At 75.2% G+C, this 17,935-nt stretch carries 15 protein-coding genes and 1 pseudogene; all 16 read left to right on the plus strand.

From position 1 onward, the window contains the following. Positions 1–130 precede the first annotated feature (130 nt). Positions 131–625: an ATP-dependent helicase C-terminal domain-containing protein gene (locus LPA27_RS19310; RefSeq protein WP_267477233.1), complete on the plus strand. Its 495-nt coding sequence runs from the start codon at positions 131–133 to the stop codon at positions 623–625. Between the two features lie 131 nt (positions 626–756). Further along, positions 757–1,941: a glutamine-hydrolyzing carbamoyl-phosphate synthase small subunit gene (gene carA / locus LPA27_RS17940; RefSeq protein WP_056904350.1), complete on the plus strand. Its 1,185-nt coding sequence runs from the start codon at positions 757–759 to the stop codon at positions 1,939–1,941. 1 nt (position 1,942) lies between these two features. Then, entirely contained in the window at positions 1,943–5,284 is a 3,342-nt protein-coding gene (gene carB / locus LPA27_RS17945) for a carbamoyl-phosphate synthase large subunit (protein WP_056862790.1), read from the plus strand. Between the two features lie 7 nt (positions 5,285–5,291). Continuing rightward, on the plus strand, positions 5,292–6,365 hold the full coding sequence (locus LPA27_RS17950; RefSeq protein WP_228943312.1) for a quinone-dependent dihydroorotate dehydrogenase: 1,074 nt from the start codon (positions 5,292–5,294) through the stop codon (positions 6,363–6,365). Continuing rightward, complete coding sequence (locus LPA27_RS17955; RefSeq protein WP_228943313.1) at positions 6,362–7,300, plus strand: hypothetical protein; 939 nt, start codon at positions 6,362–6,364, stop codon at positions 7,298–7,300. The genes LPA27_RS17950 and LPA27_RS17955 overlap by 4 nt, the downstream gene beginning before the upstream one ends. Next, a complete protein-coding gene (locus LPA27_RS17960; protein WP_228943314.1) occupies positions 7,297–8,199 on the plus strand; it encodes a tRNA-dihydrouridine synthase in 903 nt (300 codons plus the stop codon). Before LPA27_RS17955 ends, LPA27_RS17960 begins: the two co-directional genes overlap by 4 nt. After that, a complete protein-coding gene (gene pyrF / locus LPA27_RS17965; RefSeq protein WP_228943315.1) occupies positions 8,196–9,056 on the plus strand; it encodes an orotidine-5'-phosphate decarboxylase in 861 nt (286 codons plus the stop codon). Before LPA27_RS17960 ends, pyrF begins: the two co-directional genes overlap by 4 nt. A 46-nt stretch (positions 9,057–9,102) precedes the next feature. Next, the gene (locus tag LPA27_RS17970) at positions 9,103–9,600 is read left to right on the plus strand and encodes a hypothetical protein (protein WP_228943316.1); all 498 of its coding nucleotides are present in this window, start codon (positions 9,103–9,105) and stop codon (positions 9,598–9,600) included. Positions 9,601–9,732: 132 nt separating this feature from the next. Beyond that, positions 9,733–10,059, plus strand: coding sequence for an integration host factor, actinobacterial type (gene mihF, locus LPA27_RS17975; RefSeq protein ID WP_056862998.1), 327 nt, complete (start codon positions 9,733–9,735; stop codon positions 10,057–10,059). Between the two features lie 80 nt (positions 10,060–10,139). Next, a complete protein-coding gene (gene gmk / locus LPA27_RS17980; RefSeq protein WP_056862999.1) occupies positions 10,140–10,709 on the plus strand; it encodes a guanylate kinase in 570 nt (189 codons plus the stop codon). 28 nt (positions 10,710–10,737) lie between these two features. Then, entirely contained in the window at positions 10,738–11,073 is a 336-nt protein-coding gene (gene rpoZ, locus LPA27_RS17985; protein ID WP_056862795.1) for a DNA-directed RNA polymerase subunit omega, read from the plus strand. Between the two features lie 7 nt (positions 11,074–11,080). Beyond that, positions 11,081–12,397 (plus strand): bifunctional phosphopantothenoylcysteine decarboxylase/phosphopantothenate--cysteine ligase CoaBC, encoded by a 1,317-nt coding sequence (gene coaBC, locus LPA27_RS17990; RefSeq protein ID WP_228943318.1) that lies wholly within the window; start codon positions 11,081–11,083, stop codon positions 12,395–12,397. Between the two features lie 123 nt (positions 12,398–12,520). Next, entirely contained in the window at positions 12,521–13,717 is a 1,197-nt protein-coding gene (gene metK / locus LPA27_RS17995; protein WP_056904345.1) for a methionine adenosyltransferase, read from the plus strand. 190 nt (positions 13,718–13,907) lie between these two features. Beyond that, positions 13,908–16,007, plus strand: coding sequence for a primosomal protein N' (locus LPA27_RS18000; RefSeq protein WP_228943317.1), 2,100 nt, complete (start codon positions 13,908–13,910; stop codon positions 16,005–16,007). A 172-nt stretch (positions 16,008–16,179) separates the two neighbouring features. Next, a complete protein-coding gene (def, locus tag LPA27_RS18005) occupies positions 16,180–16,725 on the plus strand; it encodes a peptide deformylase (protein ID WP_193664060.1) in 546 nt (181 codons plus the stop codon). Between the two features lie 184 nt (positions 16,726–16,909). Then, a pseudogene (gene fmt / locus LPA27_RS18010) lies at positions 16,910–17,827 on the plus strand (methionyl-tRNA formyltransferase); the annotation flags it as partial. Between the last annotated feature and the right edge of the window lie 108 nt (positions 17,828–17,935).

Raw genomic sequence — 17,935 nt, forward strand, 5'->3', positions numbered from 1 at the left:
GTGCAGTTCACGCTGCAGAACCGTGTGCTCAAGGTCGTCTTCTGGGTCAACTTCGGCGTCACCGTCGTCGCCACCCTGGTCGGAGGCAGCGCACGCCCTGCGCCGACGACTGGCCTTCCTGCGCACCGCGGTGGGGGAGCCGTGGCCCGACGTCTCCGACGCCGCGCTGCTGGAGTCCGCGGAGTCCTGGCTGGGCCCGGAGCTGGCCCGCGTGCGCACGGCACGCGACCTGGCCCGCGTCGACGTCCTGGGCGCGCTGCGCCGGCTGCTGCCGTGGCCGCAGGCCGGGCGTCTCGACGAGCTGGCGCCCGAGCGGCTCACGGTGCCCAGCGGGTCGGCGGTGCGCCTGGACTACGAGGGGGACCAGCCGGTGCTCGCCGTGCGCGTGCAGGAGGCCTTCGGGTGGGCCGAGACCCCACGGGTGGCCGACGGGCGGGTGCCCGTGCTGGTGCACCTGCTCTCCCCGGCCCGTCGCCCGGTCGCGGTCACCGCCGACCTCGCGTCCTTCTGGGCCACCGGCTATCCCGCCGTGCGCGCCGAGCTGCGCGGGCGCTACCCGAAGCACGCCTGGCCCGACGACCCCTGGAGCGCGCCCGCCACCCGCGGCACGGGTCGGCGCCGCTGACCCGGCCCGGAGCCGGGGGACGCGCCACGGCCCGGACACCGGCCCGGGGCACGGGCCGTCCGCTGCTAGGCTCGGCGCCGCTCGAACATCCTTTAACGATCCGTCCCGTGAGGCGGAGAAGGAGGTACGGCGTGCCCACGCATGCCCCCGCGGTGCTCGTCCTCGAGGACGGCCGCACGTTCCACGGCGAGGCCTTCGGAGCCGAGGGCGAGACCTTTGGCGAGGCCGTCTTCAACACCGGCATGACCGGCTACCAGGAGACGCTCACCGACCCGTCCTACCACCGCCAGGTCGTCGTGATGACCGCCCCTCACGTGGGCAACACCGGCGTCAACGACGAGGACCCCGAGTCCCGCCGCATCTGGGTCGCGGGCTACGTCGTGCGCGACCCCGCCCGCGTGCCGAGCAGCTGGCGCAGCCGCCGCACCCTCGACGAGGAGCTGGCCGCCCAGGGCGTCGTCGGCATCTCCGGCGTCGACACCCGCGCCCTGACCCGCCACCTGCGTGAGCGGGGGGCGATGCGCGTGGGCATCTCCACCACCGAGAGCGACCCCGCCGCCCTGCTCGAGCGCGTGCGCGCCTCGGGCGAGATGGCCGGCAGCGAGCTGGCCGGCGAGGTCTCGACGACCGAGGCCTACGTCGTGCCCGCGGTCGGCGAGCGCCGGCTGAGGGTCGCCGCCCTCGACCTCGGCATCAAGACGATGACCCCCCACCGCATGGCCGAGCGCGGCATCGAGGTGCACGTGCTGCCGGCGACCTCGACCCTCGAGGACGTGCTCGCGGTGAGCCCCGACGGGCTCTTCTACTCCAACGGCCCCGGCGACCCGGCGGCCACCACCCGCCAGGTCGAGCTGCTGCAGGCCGCGCTCGACGCGGGCGTGCCGTACTTCGGGATCTGCTTCGGCAACCAGCTCTTCGGGCGGGCCCTGGGCCTGGGCACCTTCAAGCTGGTCTACGGCCACCGCGGCATCAACCAGCCCGTGATGGACCGCACCACCGGCAAGGTCGAGGTCACCGCCCACAACCACGGCTTCGCCGTGGCCTGGCCCGAGGGCGTGGGCCACGACGAGGCGTTCGCGACCCGCTGGGGCCCGGCCTCGGTGAGCCACGTGTGCCTCAACGACGACGTCGTCGAGGGCCTCGAGCTGCGCTCGCCCGACGGCGACCTGCTCGGCTTCTCGGTGCAGTACCACCCCGAGGCCGCGGCCGGCCCGCACGACGCGGCGTACCTCTTCGACCGCTTCGTCGACCTCATGCAGTCCCGGGGCCGGCCCGCCGCCGGGTCCGCCACCGCCGCGAGCACGGGAGGCAACTGACATGCCCAAGCGCGAGGACATCACGAGCGTCCTGGTCATCGGCTCCGGGCCGATCATCATCGGCCAGGCCTGCGAGTTCGACTACTCCGGCACCCAGGCCTGCCGGGTGCTCAAGGACGAGGGCATCCGCGTCGTCCTGGTCAACTCCAACCCGGCGACGATCATGACCGACCCGGAGTTCGCCGACGCCACCTACGTCGAGCCGATCACCCCGGAGTTCGTCGAGAAGGTCATCGCCAAGGAGCGCCCCGACGCCCTGCTGGCGACCCTCGGGGGCCAGACCGCGCTCAACGCCGCGATGGCGCTCGACGCCGCCGGGGTGCTGGAGAAGTACGACGTCGAGCTCATCGGCGCCTCCATCGAGGCCATCGACCGCGGCGAGAACCGCCAGGTGTTCAAGAGGATCGTCGAGGACCTCGGCGGCGAGGTGGCGGGCTCGATGATCTGCCACACGATGGACGACTGCTTCGCCGCGGTCGAGCGCTTCGGCTACCCCATCGTCGTGCGGCCCTCCTTCACCATGGGCGGCACCGGCTCGGGCATCGCCTTCGACGAGTCCGACCTGCGTCGCATCGCCGGCTCCGGCCTCGCCGCCAGCCCGACCACCGAGGTGCTCCTCGAGGAGTCGATCCTCGGCTGGAAGGAGTACGAGCTCGAGGTCATGCGCGACACCGCCGACAACGTGGTCATCATCTGCTCCATCGAGAACCTCGACCCGATGGGCGTGCACACCGGCGACTCCATCACGGTCGCGCCGGCGATGACGCTCACCGACCGCGAGTACCAGCACATGCGCGACATGGCCATCGGCATCATCCGCGAGGTCGGCGTCGACACCGGCGGCTGCAACATCCAGTACGCCGTCAACCCGCGCGACGGACGGCTCGTCGTCATCGAGATGAACCCCCGCGTCTCGCGCTCCAGCGCCCTGGCCTCCAAGGCCACCGGCTACCCGATCGCCAAGATCGCTGCGAAGGTGGCCATCGGCTACACCCTCGACGAGATCCCCAACGACATCACCACCCGCCCCGACGGCACCAGCACCCCGGCCTCCTTCGAGCCCACCCTCGACTACGTCGTCACCAAGGTGCCGCGCTTCGCCTTCGAGAAGTTCCCCGGCGCCGACCCGGCCCTGACCACCCACATGAAGTCGGTGGGCGAGGCGATGGCGATCGGGCGCAGCTTCACCGAGTCGCTGCAGAAGGCGCTGCGCTCCCTGGAGTCCACCGACGCCGTCTTCGACTGGCACCAAGAGCACGTCGAGCTCGACAAGGCCGCGCTGCTCGAGGTCATCGCGACCCCCCACGACGGTCGTCTGCGCAAGGTCATGGACGCCATCCGCGCCGGCGCGACGCCCGAGGAGATCTTCGAGGCCACCGGCATCGACCCGTGGTTCGTCGACCAGCTCGCCCTCATCAACGAGGTCGCCGTCGAGGTCACCGCGGCCGAGGAGCTCACCCCGGCCCTGCTGCGCCGGGCCAAGCGGCACGGCTTCTCCGACGCCCAGATCGGCAAGATCCGCGGCATGAGCGCCGACGTCGTGCGCGGCGTGCGCCACGCGCTGGGCATCCGCCCGGTCTACAAGACCGTCGACACCTGCGCCGCGGAGTTCGCGGCGGCCACGCCGTACCACTACTCCTCCTACGACGAGGAGACCGAGGTGCTGCCGCGCGAGCGCGAGGCCGTGGTCATCCTCGGCTCCGGGCCCAACCGCATCGGTCAGGGCATCGAGTTCGACTACTCCTGCGTGCACGCCTCGCTGGCGCTCTCCGAGGCCGGCTACGACACCGTCATGGTCAACTGCAACCCCGAGACGGTCTCCACCGACTACGACACCTCCGACCGGCTCTACTTCGAGCCGCTCACGCTCGAGGACGTGCTCGAGGTCGTCCACGCCGAGATGGCCGCGGGTCCCGTCGCCGGCGTCATCTGCCAGCTCGGCGGCCAGACCCCGCTCGGCCTGGCCCAGGGCCTGGCCGCCGCGGGCGTGCCGATCGTCGGCACCTCGCCCGACGCCATCGACCTGGCCGAGGAGCGCGGCGCCTTCGGGCGGGTGCTCGCCGAGGCCGGTCTGGTGGCCCCGAAGCACGGCACCGCCACCTCCTTCCCGGAGGCCCAGCGCATCGCCGCCGAGATCGGCTACCCCGTGCTCGTGCGGCCCTCCTACGTGCTCGGCGGGCGCGGCATGGAGATCGTCTACGGCGACGAGTCGCTCCAGGCCTACCTGGAGAAGTACGTCGCGGCCGGCCTCATCAGCCGCGCCGCGCCCGTGCTGGTCGACCGCTTCCTCGACGACGCCGTCGAGATCGACGTCGACGCGCTCTACGACGGCACCGAGCTCTACCTCGGCGGCGTCATGGAGCACATCGAGGAGGCCGGCATCCACTCCGGCGACTCCTCCTGCGCGCTGCCCCCGATCACCCTCGGCGAGCACGAGGTGGCCCGCATCCGCGAGGCCACCGAGGCCATCGCCGCCGGCGTGGGCGTGCGCGGCCTGCTCAACATCCAGTTCGCGCTGGGCTCCGACATCCTCTACGTCCTCGAGGCCAACCCGCGCGCCTCGCGCACCGTGCCCTTCGTGTCGAAGGCGACCTCGACCCCGCTGGCCAAGGCCGCCGCGCGCATCATGCTCGGCGAGAGCGTGGCCTCGCTGCGCGCCGCCGGCGTGCTGCGCTCCGAGGGCGACGGCGGCAGCCTGCCGCCCGACCAGCCCATCGCGGTCAAGGAGGCGGTCATGCCCTTCAACCGCTTCCGCACCGCCGACGGCTCCCAGGTCGACACCGTGCTCGGCCCGGAGATGAAGTCCACCGGCGAGGTGATGGGCCTCGACCGCGACTTCGGCACGGCCTTCTCCAAGTCGCAGGCCGCGGCCTTCGGCCCGCTGCCCACCGAGGGCAAGGTCTTCGTCTCGATGGCCAACCGCGACAAGCGCTCCATGATCTTCCCGGTCAAGGTGCTCGCCGACCTCGGCTTCGAGATCCTCGCCACCCAGGGCACCGCTGAGGTGCTGCGCCGCAACGGCGTGGCCTGCACCGTCGTGCGCAAGCACTTCGAGGGCCCGGGCCCGCAGGGGGAGAAGACCACCGTCCAGCTCATCCACGACGGTGAGATCCAGCTCATCGTCAACACCCCCTACGGCGCCGGCGGGGGCGGTCAGGCCCGCCTCGACGGCTACGAGATCCGCACCGCCGCCGTCATGGCCAACGTCCCGTGCATCACCACGGTCCAGGGCCTCGGCGCGGCCGTGCAGGGCATCGAGGCGATGCGCCGCGGCGACATCGGGGTGCGCAGCCTGCAGGAGTGGGCCCAGGTCACCCAGCACGAGTCGCAGCGGGGCCGGTGAGGCCCCCGTGGTGAAGCCCTACGCGCTGCTCTTCGACCACGTCGCGACGCGCATCGACCCCGAGCGGGCCCACCACCTCGGCTTCGCCGGCATCCGTGCCGGGGCGCCGCTGCTCTCCCGGCTCCCGTCGCCGGGCGCCCCGGTGCGGGCGATGGGCCTGGAGTTCCCCAACGCCCTCGGCCTGGCGGCCGGCTTCGACAAGAACGCCGTGGGCGTCGACGCCCTCGCGGGCCTCGGCTTCGGCCACGTCGAGGTCGGCACCGTCACCGGGCTGGCCCAGCCCGGCAACCCGGCGCCGCGGCTGTTCCGGCTCACCGCCGACCGCGCCGTGCTCAACCGCATGGGCTTCAACAACGAGGGCGCGCAGGCCGTGGCCGAGCGCCTGGCCCGGCGCGCCGTACGCCGGCCGCGGGGGAGCGGACCGGTCCTCGGCGTCAACATCGGCAAGTCCAAGGTCGTGCCCGACGACGACCAGCGCGCGGTGGAGGCCGACTACGAGCGCAGCGCCTCGCTGCTGGCGCCCCACGCCGACTACCTCGTGGTCAACGTGAGCTCGCCCAACACCCCCGGGCTGCGCTCGCTGCAGGCCGTGGAGCGGCTCGGGCCGCTGCTGGCCCACGTACGCCGCGTCGCCGACCGCGCCACGCCCGGGCGCCGGGTGCCGCTGCTGGTCAAGATCGCCCCCGACCTCGCCGACGACGACGTGCTGGCCGTGGCCGACCTGGCGGTGGCCGGTCGGCGCGACGAGGTGCTCGACGGGGTGATCGCCACCAACACCACGATCTCCCGCGAGGGCCTGCGCACCCCCGCCGCGGAGGTCGCCGCGCTCGGCGCCGGCGGCGTCTCCGGCGCTCCGCTCGCCGCGCGCGCCGAGGCGGTGCTGCGGTTGCTGCGCGGTCGGGTCGGGGACGACCTGACGCTGGTCGGGGTCGGCGGCATCGACGGCCCGGAGGCCGCCGCGGCCCGCCTGGCCGCCGGGGCCGACCTCGTGCAGGCCTACACCGCGTTCGTCTACGAGGGTCCGGCGTGGCCCCGTCGGGTGGCCGGCGCTCTCGCCGGCTCCGGGGACGCCCCCGCGTGAGCCCCGCCGCCCCCGTCCCGCCGGCGACGCAGCCCGGTCGCCAGAGCCCGCCGCAGGGACCGGTGCACACCACGGCCGAGGTGCTCGCGACCAAGCGGGTCGGCGCCTACCAGCACCTCACGCTGCTCGCGCCCGGCGTCGCCGAGCGCTTCCGACCCGGCACCTTCCTCGCCGCCTCCGTCGGCACCCTCGGCGACCACCTGCTGGGCCGCCGTGCGCTGTGGATCCACCAGGTGCGCCCGGTGGGCGGGCACGGGCTGGCGCTCCAGGTCGTCGTGGAGCCGGTGGGGCGCGGCACCGGCTGGCTGGCGGGGCTGCAGCCCGGCGCGCGCCTCCCGGTGACCGGCCCGCTGGGCCGGCCCTTCGCCCTGCCCAAGGAGCCGGTGGCCACCGTGCTGGTCGGCGAGGGCTACGCCGCGGCACCGCTCTTCCCGCTCGCCGAGCGCCTGCGCGAGCGGGGCTGCGCGGTCAGCCTCGTGGTCGGCGCGGCCGACGAGCCGCGGCTGCTTTCCGCGCTGGAGGCGCGACGCTCGGCGCGCTCGGTGGTCGTGGTCACGGGCGACGGCTCGGTGGGCGTGCGCGGGCGCGTCGGCGATGTCGTGCCCGAGACGCTGCGCCGGGCGGGTGCCGAGGTCGTCTACGCCGCGGGCCCGGCGGCCACGCTGCACGCCGTGGCGCTGGCCGCGGAGGAGCACGGCGCCTGGAGCCAGGTCGCCCTCGAGCAGCCGCTGACCTGCGCCACCGGCCTGTGCCACGGCTGCCCCGTGCCGGTGGTCGGCGAGGACGGCGTCGCCCGCACCGCCCGCGCCTGCGTCGACGGACCCGTGCTGCGCGGCGACCGCGTGCGCTGGGACGACCTCGACCTCGACCTCGACCTCGACCGGCGCCACGGTCCCGACCGCCACCTGCCCGGACCCGCCGGCGGTGCGTGGTGAGCACCTCGCTGGGCGGCATCACCCTCGCCGGCCCCGTCATGGTCGCCGCGGGCTGCGGCGGCACCGGGCGCGAGCTGGCGGGCTACTCCGGGCCGGCCGGGCTCTCGGCCTACGGCGCCTTCGTCACCCGCACCCTCACCCGCGACCCCCGCCCCGGCGGGCCCGCGCCGCGGCTGCTGGAGTCGCCGGCCGGACTGCTGCACGCCACCGGCCTGCCCAACCCCGGCCTCGACCTCTTCCTGGCCACCGAGCTGCCCTGGCTGGTGCAGCAGGGGGCGCGCGTCGTGGTGTCGGTGGCCGGCCGCTCCCTGGGGGAGTACGCCGAGATGGCGCGCCGCCTGGCCAGCGCACCCGGCGTCGCCGCCATCGAGGTCAACCTCTCGGCGCCCGACGCCGTCGTGGCCGGGGTGCTCGACGCGCGCGAGCCCTTCCACGCGGGCGGGGCGATCGCCGCGGTGCTGCGCGAGCTGCCCCGTGGGCTGCCGGTGCTGGCCAAGCTGCGCCCCGACCTGCAGCGCGTGGTCGAGACCGCCCGCGTGGCCCGCGACTCCGGCGCCGCGGCGGTCGTGGTCGGCAACGCGCTGCCCGCGGCCATGCCCGACGGCCGGCCCGCGGGCCTCAGCGGGCCCGCGATCGGCCCCCTCGCCCTGCGCTGCGTCACCGAGGTCCGCGCGGCCCTGCCCGGTCTGCAGATCGTCGGCGCCGGAGGCATCGCCACCGCGGCCGACGCCCGCGCCCACCTGCGCGCCGGCGCCACGGCGGTGCAGGTCGGCTCGGCCCTGCTGCACGACCCCACCGCGGCCGCGCGCATCGTCCGGGAGCTGGCCGACGACCCGGCCGTCGCTCCGACCTCCGGCCCGACCTCCGACCCGACCGCCGCACCGGGAGACCGCCCGTGACCGACCGCCCGACCGACCGCCCGACCCCCGCGCCGTTCGGCGCCCGCCTGCAGGCCGCGACGGCGGCCCGCGGCCGGCTGTGCGTCGGCATCGACCCCCACGCGGCGCTGCTGCGCGCGTGGGGGCTCGACGACGACGTGGCCGGCCTGGAGCGCTTCGCGCTGTCGGCGACCGAGGCGCTGGCGCCGTACTGCTCGGTGCTCAAGCCGCAGTCGGCGTTCTTCGAGCGCTTCGGGTCGCGCGGCGTCGCGGTGCTGGAGCGCGTGGTCGCCACCGCCCGCGAGGCGGGCGCCCTGGTGCTGATGGACGCCAAGCGAGGCGACATCGGCTCCACCTCGCAGGCCTACGCCGAGGCCTACCTCGACCCGTCCTCGCCGCTGGCCAGCGACGCCGTGACGGTGAGCCCCTACCTCGGCTTCGGCTCGCTGACCCCCTTCGTGGAGACCGCCCGTGCCCACGGCGCCGGGCTCCTGGTGCTCGCGCTGACCTCCAACCCCGAGGGCCCCGAGGTGCAGCACGCCACGGCGCCCGACGGCCGCAGCGTGGCCGGCGTCGTGCTCGACCACCTCCGTGCGCTCAACGCCGGCGTCGACGACGACGGACTGGGCTCCTTCGGCGCCGTCGTCGGCGCCACCGTCGACCCGACCACCGAGGACCTCGACGTGCGTGGCCCCCTGCTCGCCCCAGGCTTCGGCGCCCAGGGCGGCACGGTCGCCGACCTGCGTCGGGTCTTCGGCCCCGCGGCGCGCCTGGTGCTGCCCAGCTCCTCGCGCGAGGTCCTCGCCGCCGGCCCGGACCCCGTGGCGCTGCGCGACGCCGTCGCGCGCACCCACGACGCGCTCGCCGCGCTCGGCTGAGCGCGTGGCCGCGCCGTCGGTGGGGCTCCGGGCTAGGTTCGGCGCCGTGAGCCACTCCACCGTCGCGCGCCCCGTCGTACGCCGCCGTCGCCCGGCACGGGTCCCGCGGCGCGCACCGCGCGCCCCGCTCGTGCTGGCGCTGGCCGGGGCGCTCCTGGCGGCGGGCTGCGCCGAGCCGGACTACTGCGAGACGGTGGGGGAGAGCCAGGAGGCGATCACCGAGGCCGTCGCCGACGGCGGGCCCGGCGCCCTCATCGGTGTCCTGCCCGAGCTCGAGGCGCTTCAGGCCAGCGCCCCCGACGACGTGGCCGACGAGTGGCAGCAGTTGGTGGGCAGGCTCGAGGCGCTGCGCGACGCGCTGGAGACCGCCGACGTCGCCCCCGAGGACTACGACCCCGACGAGCCCCCCGACGGACTCTCCGACGACGACCGCGCCCGGATCACCGCGGCCGCCGACGACCTGGCCTCACCGGCCACCGTGCAGGCCCTGGCCAGCGTGGAGCAGCAGGTGCGCGACGTGTGCCAGACCCCGCTCTACCTGTGAGCGGGTCGACGGGAGCCCGTGGGCACAGCGCGCGGCCCGGGGTCAGCCGCCCCTCGTTGCCGCCGTCTGAGAGTTCTGACTAGATTGACCCTGGCCCCCTCCACCGTCGCGTCGATCAAGGACCTCTCACCCGTGGCTCTCCCTCCCCTCACGCCCGAGCAACGTCAGGCCGCTCTCGACAAGGCCGCCGCGTCGCGCCGTGAGCGGGCCGAGGTGAAGAACCGGCTGAAGAACTCCGGGGCCTCCATCGTCGACGTGCTGCGCGAGGGCAGCACCAACGAGGTGATCGGCAAGATGCGGGTCGTCGACCTGCTCCAGTCGCTGCCGGGGCTGGGCAAGGTGCGCGCCCGCCAGGTCATGGAGCGGCTCGGCATCGCCGAGAGCCGCCGGGTGCGCGGGCTGGGCATCAAGCAGGTCGCCGCGCTCGAGCGCGAGTTCGGCCCCCGAGACGCCACGTGAGCGCCGCCACGCCCCCCGATCCCTCCACCTCCACCCCCGCCGGCACCCCCGCCGGCACCCCCGCCGGCCCGCCCACGCGGCTGCTCGTGCTCGCCGGCCCCACCGCCGTCGGCAAGGGCACCGTGGCCGCCGCGGTGCGCGAGATGCACCCCGACGTGTGGATCTCCGTCTCGGCCACCACCCGGGCGCCCCGCCCGGGCGAGGTCGACGGGGTCCACTACCGCTTCGTCTCAGACGAGGCCTTCGACCGCATGGTCGCCGAGGACGAGCTGCTGGAGTGGGCCGTGGTCCACAAGCGGGCCCGCTACGGCACCCCGCGCGGACCGGTCGAGGAGGCGCTGGCCGCCGGTCGGCCGGCCATGCTCGAGATCGACCTCCAGGGCGCGCGCCAGGTGCGCCGCACCATGCCGCAGGCCCTCTTCGTCTTCCTCAAGCCCCCCTCGTGGGAGGAGCTGGTGCGCCGGCTCGTCGGTCGGGGCACCGAGACCGCCGAGGAGCGGGAGCGGCGCCTGGAGACCGCGCAGGAGGAGCTGGCCGCCGAGCCCGAGTTCGACGTCACCGTGGTCAACCACGAAGTTCACGCTGCGGCCGACGACTTGGTAACCTTGATGATGCTCCAGCAGGAGCCGTCACGGCCCGACCGGCCCTGACCCGTTCCAACCCCAGCGAGGCTTCCGCGTGTCTGCTCCCAACATCGCCGCCGAGGGCGTCACCAACCCCTCGATCGACGACCTGCTCACCAAGACCGACAGCAAGTACAAGCTGGTCCTCTACAGCGCCAAGCGCGCCCGCCAGATCAACGCCTACTACTCCCAGCTCGGCGAGGGCCTGCTGGAGTACGTCGGCCCCCTCGTGGAGACCCACGTGCAGGAGAAGCCGCTGTCGATCGCGCTGCGCGAGATCAACGACGACCTGCTGACCTGCGAGGACGTCGACCCGGCCGAGCTCGCCGCCGAGGAGGCCGCTGCCAAGGCCGCCGCCCTCGACGCGTCCTTCGCGCCCGGCGACGAGTGATCCTCCCCTGAGCACCAGCACCACCGACGAGGCCGCCCCCCACGACGGGGAGCGGCCTCGCGTCGTCCTCGGCGTCGCCGGCGGCATCGCGGCCTACAAGGCCTGCGAGCTGCTGCGCCGGCTCACCGAGTCGGGCCACGACGTCACCGTGGTCCCCACCGCCGCGGCGCTGGAGTTCGTCGGCGCCCCCACGTGGTCGGCGCTGTCGGGCAAGCCGGTGGCCAGCGACGTGTGGACCTCGGTCCACGAGGTGCCCCACGTGCGCATCGGCAAGTCCGCCGACCTCGTCGTGGTCGCCCCCGCCACCGCCGACCTGCTGGCGCGCGCCGCCCACGGACTGGCCGACGACCTCCTCACCAACACGCTGCTCACCGCGCGCTGCCCGGTGGTGCTCGCCCCCGCGATGCACACCGAGATGTGGGAGCACCCCGCCACCGTGGCCAACGTCGCGACGCTGCGCTCGCGCGGCGTGCTGGTGCTGGAGCCGGCGGAGGGTCGCCTCACCGGCGCCGACACCGGCAAGGGCCGGCTGCCCGACCCCGGCGAGATCTTCGAGACCTGCGTGCAGGTGCTCGCCCGCTCCGGCGGCGACGGCGCGCCGGCCCAGGACCTCGCCGGTCGCCGCGTGGTCGTCTCCGCCGGCGGCACCCGCGAGCCGCTCGACCCCGTGCGCTTCCTCGGCAACCGCTCCTCGGGCCTCCAGGGCTGGGCCCTGGCCCGCGCCGCCGTGGCGCGGGGGGCCTCGGTGACGCTGGTGGCCGCCAACGCCACGCTGCCCGACCCCGCGGGGGCCCGCGTCGTGCGCGTGGAGACGACGGCCCAGCTCCGCGAGGCGGTCCTGGCCGCAGCGGAGGGCGCCGACGCGCTCGTCATGGCCGCCGCCCCGGCCGACTTCCGGCCCACCGAGGTGAGCACGGCGAAGATCAAGAAGGCCGACGACGGCGCGGCCCCGCCGATCGCGCTGGTGCAGAACCCCGACATCCTGCGCGAGGTGGCCGCCCGACCCGTCGGTCCGACCCGGCCCGGCGTCGTGGTCGGCTTCGCCGCCGAGACCGGCGACGCCCACGCCGGCGTGCTCGACCTGGCGCGGGCCAAGCTGACCCGCAAGGGCTGCGACCTGCTCGTCGTCAACGACGTCAGCGGGGGAGCGGTCTTCGGCAGCCCCGACAACGACGCGGTGGTCCTGGCCGCCGACGGCGCCGCCGTGGAGGTGGGCCACGGCTCCAAGGCCCACCTGGCCCACGCCGTCTGGGACCAGGTGGTGCTCCGGCTCGGCCCGGCCTCACCCGACCGGCCGCCGCGCCCCGGCCAGCCCCCCGGGTGAGCCGCACCCGACCGGTCCCGGCGTACAACTGAGACCGCCGTCCCGCACTGTGGGACGGTCGATATCGTTGCGCGCACCACCAGCACTGCCCGCAGCACCCTTCCTACGAGAGCGAGAAGCACTGTGCCCGGACGTCTGTTCACCTCGGAGTCCGTGACCGAGGGTCACCCGGACAAGATCGCCGACCAGATCAGCGACTCGATCCTCGACGCGATGCTCGAGCAGGACCCCCACTCGCGGGTCGCGGTCGAGACGCTCCTGACGACCGGCCTGGTCGTCGTGGCCGGCGAGGTCAGCACCACCGGCTACGTCGACATCAAGAAGGTCGTGCGCGACCGGATCCTCCACATCGGCTACGACCACTCCGACAAGGGCTTCGACGGCGAGACCTGCGGCGTGATGGTCGCCATCGGCGGACAGTCCGGCGACATCGCCCAGGGCGTCGACACCGGCTACGAGTCGCGCCTGGAGGAGTCCGTCGACGCGATGGACAAGCAGGGCGCGGGCGACCAGGGCCTGATGTTCGGCTACGCCTGCGACGACACCCCCGAGCTGATGCCGCTGCCGATCAAGATCGCGCAGACGCTCTCCGAGCGGCTCTCGGAGGTCCGCAAGGACGGCACCATGGACTACCTGCGCCCCGACGGCAAGACCCAGGTCACCATCGAGTACGACGCCGACAACCGACCGGTGCGCATCGACACCGTCGTGCTCTCCACCCAGCACGCCGACGACGTCGACCTCGCCACCGTGCTCCAGCCCGACGTCAAGAAGCACGTCATCGACCCGGTGCTCTCGGCCTTCGACATCTCCTCCGAGGGCTACCGCCTCCTGGTCAACCCCACCGGACGCTTCGTCGTCGGTGGCCCCATGGGCGACGCCGGCCTGACCGGTCGCAAGATCATCGTCGACACCTACGGCGGCATGGCCCGCCACGGTGGCGGCGCCTTCTCGGGCAAGGACCCCTCGAAGGTCGACCGCTCCGCGGCCTACGCCATGCGCTGGGTGGCCAAGAACGTCGTGGCCGCGGGCCTGGCCCGCCGCTGCGAGGCCCAGGTCGCCTACGCGATCGGCAAGGCCCAGCCCGTCGGCGTCTTCATCGAGACCTTCGGCACCGGCACCGTGCCCGACGAGCAGATCCAGCAGGCCGTGCTGAGCGTCTTCGACCTGCGCCCGGCCGCGATCATCGCCGACCTCGACCTGCTGCGCCCGATCTACGCCAGGACCGCGGCCTACGGCCACTTCGGCCGCGAGCTGCCGGAGTTCACCTGGGAGCGCACCGACCGCGCCGAGGCCCTCAAGGCCGCCGTCGGCGCCTGAGCCCGCACCCCGCACGACTCCCGCACCACCCGCACCACCACCCGCACCCGCCGGCCCCTCGAGGCCGGCGGGTGCGCTGCGTCCGTGGCTGTGTCCGTGGCCGCGTCCGTGGCTTCGTCCGTGGCCGTGTCTGTGGACGGGCGGTCGAGGGCCGACGGGCCGGTCGGCGGACGCTGGTAGACATCTGCCCGTGCCCCCTGCCGACCCCCGCCGCGACGAGCAGCCCGAGCTGCTGCCAGGGCTGGTGCGCGCCACGCTGAAGGAGTCGCAGGCCAAGGCGCGCGCCACCCGCGAGCGCAAGCGCCGCGAGGTGGAGATCGCCGAGGTCGACCCCGTCGCCCGGGTGCTCGTCGACGTGCCGCTGGCCCACCTCGACCGTCCCTTCGACTACGCCGTGCCGGCCGCGATGGCCGACGACGCCCGCCCCGGGGTCCGGGTCAAGGTGCGCTTCGCCGGGCACGACGTCGACGGCTTCCTCGTCGAGCGCGCCGCCTCCTCCGACCACCCCGGCGTCCTCCAGCCGCTGCGCCGCGTCGTCAGCCCGGAGCCGGTGCTGCTGCCCGGCGTCGCGGCGCTGACCGCGGCCGTGGCCGAGCGCTACGCCGGCGCCCGTGCCGACGTGCTGCGCCTCGCCGTGCCCCCGCGCCACGCCGGTGCGGAGAAGGAGGCCCTCGGGGAGCAGCCCTACGGTGACCTGGCCCCGCTGCCCCCGGCCGCGGTGTCGGCCCTCGGCGCGCACGGCCGTGAGGCGTGGGCCCAGCACCCCCACGGCGCGGCCTTCCTCACCCACCTCGCCGAGGGCGGAGCCCCCCGCGCGGTCTGGGGCCCGCCACCCGGCGCCGACTGGCCGCACCTGCTGGCCCTGGCGGCGCTCGGCGCGCCCGGGGGAGCGGTGCTCTGCCTGCCCGACGGCAAGGACGTCGCGCGGGTGGCCGAGGCCCTCGAGCGGGCCGCCGCCGCTGCCGGGCTGCCCCCGCAGCACGCCGTGCTGACCGCCGACACCGGTCCGGCGCAGCGCTACCGCGCCTTCCTCCAGCTCTCCCGGGGCTCGCGCCGGATCGCCGTCGGCACCCGCGCCGCCGCGTTCGCGCCCGTGGCGAGCCCCGGCCTGGTGGCGATCTGGGACGACGGCGACGACAACCACGCCGAGCAGCGGGGCCCCTACCCCCACGCCCGCGAGGTGCTGCTGCTGCGCGCGGCCGAGCAGGGCTCGGCCGCGCTGGTCGGCGGCTTCACGCGCACCGTGGAGGGCGACCACCTGGTCCGCACGGGGTGGGCGCGCGAGCTCGTCGCCGACCGCGGCACGCTGCGCCGGGCGGTCACGGTGACCGTGGCCGGTGCCAGTGAGCACGACCTGCGCCGCGACCCCCACGCCCGCACCGCGCGGCTGCCGACCCAGGTGCGCGACCTGGTGCGTGACGCGCTCGGCTCGGGGCCGGTGCTCGTCTCGGTGCCGCGGGGTGGCTACGCCGCCTCGCTGGCCTGCGAGCGCTGCCGCACGCCCGCGCGGTGCGCGGTGTGCTCCGGCCCCCTCCACCTGCGTGGCGCGGCCGACCCCCCGGCCTGCCGGTGGTGCGCGACGCCCGCGCCGGGGTGGGCGTGCCCCGAGTGCGGCCACCGGGGGCTGCGTGCGCCGGTGGTCGGCGACGCCCGCACCGCCGAGGAGCTGGGGCGCTCCTTCCCCGGCACCCGCGTCCGCACCTCGTCGGCCGGCGGGGAGGTGCTCGCCCGGGTCGAGGCGCGCCCGGCGATCGTGGTGGCCACCCCCGGGGCCGAGCCCGTCGCCGAGGGCGGCTACGCCGCGGTGGTCCTGCTCGACACCTGGCTGCCCCTGGCCCGCACCGACCTGCGCACCACCGAGGAGGCGCTGCGCCGCTGGGCCAACGCCGTGGGCCTGGTGACGCCGGGCGGTCGGGCCCTGGCCGTCGGCGACCCGGCCCACCCCGCGCTGCAGGCCCTCGTCCGGTGGGACCCCGCCGGCTTCGCCGAGCGCGAGGCCGAGGAGCGTCGCAGCGCCCACCTGCCGCCCGCCTCGCGCCTGGCCACGATCTCCGGGCCGGCCGGGGCGGTCGACGACGCCCTGGTGCTCCTCGCCGCCCCCGAGGGCGCGGAGGTGCTGGGGCCGGTGCCGGAGGGCGAGGGTCCCGACCACCCCGAGCGGGTCGTGGTGAGGGTCCCGCGGCACCGCGGCCCGGAGCTCTCGCGCGCCCTCGGCGACCTCCAGCGCCTGCGGTCCTCGCGCAAGCTCGACCCGGTCCGCATCCAGGTCGACCCGCCCAGCCTCGGCTAGGGGGCCCGACCCGGCGGGCCTAGACTGGGACGTCGACGGTGGAGGTGGGGCCGGTCGTGATCGGCCACCGATCCACCGCCGATCCGCCGCCGATCCACCATCGATCCACCATCGATCCACCATCGATCCACCGCCGACCGACCGCACATCCGTCGCCCCGCCAAGGAGTCCCGTGGCCGTCCAGCCCATCCGCCTCTTCGGTGACCCCGTGCTGCGCAAGCCAGCGCTCGAGGTCGTCGACTTCGACCGCGAGCTGCACAAGCTCGTGGCCGACCTCACCGACACCATGGTGGAGGCGCCGGGGGCCGGGCTCGCGGCGCCCCAGATCGGCGTCGGGCTGCGCGTCTTCACCTGGCACGTCGACGGCGAGCTCGGTCACCTCGTCAACCCGCGCCTCGAGCTGTCGGAGGAGGAGCAGCACGGTCTCGAGGGCTGCCTGTCGATCCCCGACCTGTCCTTCGAGTGCACCCGCGCGCTCTCGGTGGTGGCGCGCGGCTTCGACATGCACGGTGAGCCGGTCACCGTCCACGGCAGCGACCTGCTGGCCCGCGCCATCCAGCACGAGACCGACCACCTCGACGGGGTGCTCTTCGTCGACCGTCTCGACCAGGCCGCCCGCAAGGCCGCGATGCGCGAGATCCGCGAGGCGGAGTGGTTCGGCCTGGAGCGCCCCACCGTCAAGGTCAGCCCCCACGCCACCCGGGGCTTCGGCCTCTAGCCGGGCCGACGGGCCCCGGCGCGCCCCGTCCTCCGACCCCGCCACGATCCACCCCCACGAGCCACACCACGAGCCACACCACGAGCCACACCACGAGCCACACCACGAGCCACACCACGAGCCACACCACGAGCCACACCGGCGGTGAGCGCCCGTCGCGCACCGTCACCACCTGAGGAGAGCAGTGAGAGTCGTCTTCGCCGGGACCCCCGAGGTCGCCGTCCCGTCCCTGGAGGCCGTCGCGGCCTCCGGCCACGAGCTCGTCGGCGTCGTCACCCGGCCCGACGCGCCCTCCGGACGAGGTCGCAGACTCACCGCCAGCCCCGTCGCCCAGCGCGCCGTCGAGCTCGGGGTGCCGGTGCTCAAGCCCGAGCACCCGCGCGACCCCGACTTCCAGGAGGCCCTGCGGGCGCTGCGCCCCGACTGCTGCCCCGTCGTGGCCTACGGCGCCCTGCTGCCCCAGTCGGCCCTCGACATCCCGCCCCACGGCTGGGTCAACCTGCACTTCTCCTGCCTCCCGGCCTGGCGAGGGGCGGCCCCCGTGCAGCACGCGGTGTGGGCCGGCGACGAGGTCACCGGCGCCACGACCTTCCGCATCGTGAAGGCCATGGACGCCGGCCCCACCTTCGGCGTGATGACCGAGCGGATCCGCCCCACCGACACCGCCGGCGACCTGCTCGGCCGCCTCGCCGAGGGCGGAGCCGGGCTGCTCGTGGCGACCCTCGACGGGATCGAGGACGGCTCGCTCGTCGCCCGCGAGCAGCCCGAGGACGGCGTCAGCCTGGCCCCGAAGATCCTCGTCGAGGACGCCGAGGTCGACTGGCGCGAGCCGGCCCCCGCGGTGGACCGCCGGATCCGGGCCTGCACCCCCGGGCCGGGTGCGTGGTCGACCTTCGAGGGCGAGCGGATCAAGATCGGGCCCGTCGAGATCACCGACGGAGCGCTGCCGCCGGGTGAGATCGTGGTCGGCAAGAACCACGTCGTCGTCGGCACCGGCACCCACGCGGTCAGCCTCGGCGAGGTCAAGGCCTTCGGCAAGAAGCAGATGCGCGCCGCCGACTGGGCCCGCGGGGTGCGGCTCGAGAGCGGCGCCAGGCTCGGCGCGCCCGCACAGGTCCCCGACGCCAGCGCCGAGCCCGGCGCCGAGCCGACCGCGTGCTCGACGTCCTGCGGGGGCTCGGCCCGGGTCCTCGACCCGACCGGCGTCCTC

Source organism: Nocardioides sp. Leaf374 (assembly GCF_916862475.1).
GTDB lineage: Bacteria > Actinomycetota > Actinomycetes > Propionibacteriales > Nocardioidaceae > Nocardioides > Nocardioides kribbensis.

What these genes read in the sequence shown, in the direction of transcription:
- carB (WP_056862790.1), top strand. Translation starts at nt 1,943, where the DNA reads ATGCCCAAGCGCGAGGACATCACGAGCGTCCTGGTCATCGGCTCCGGG.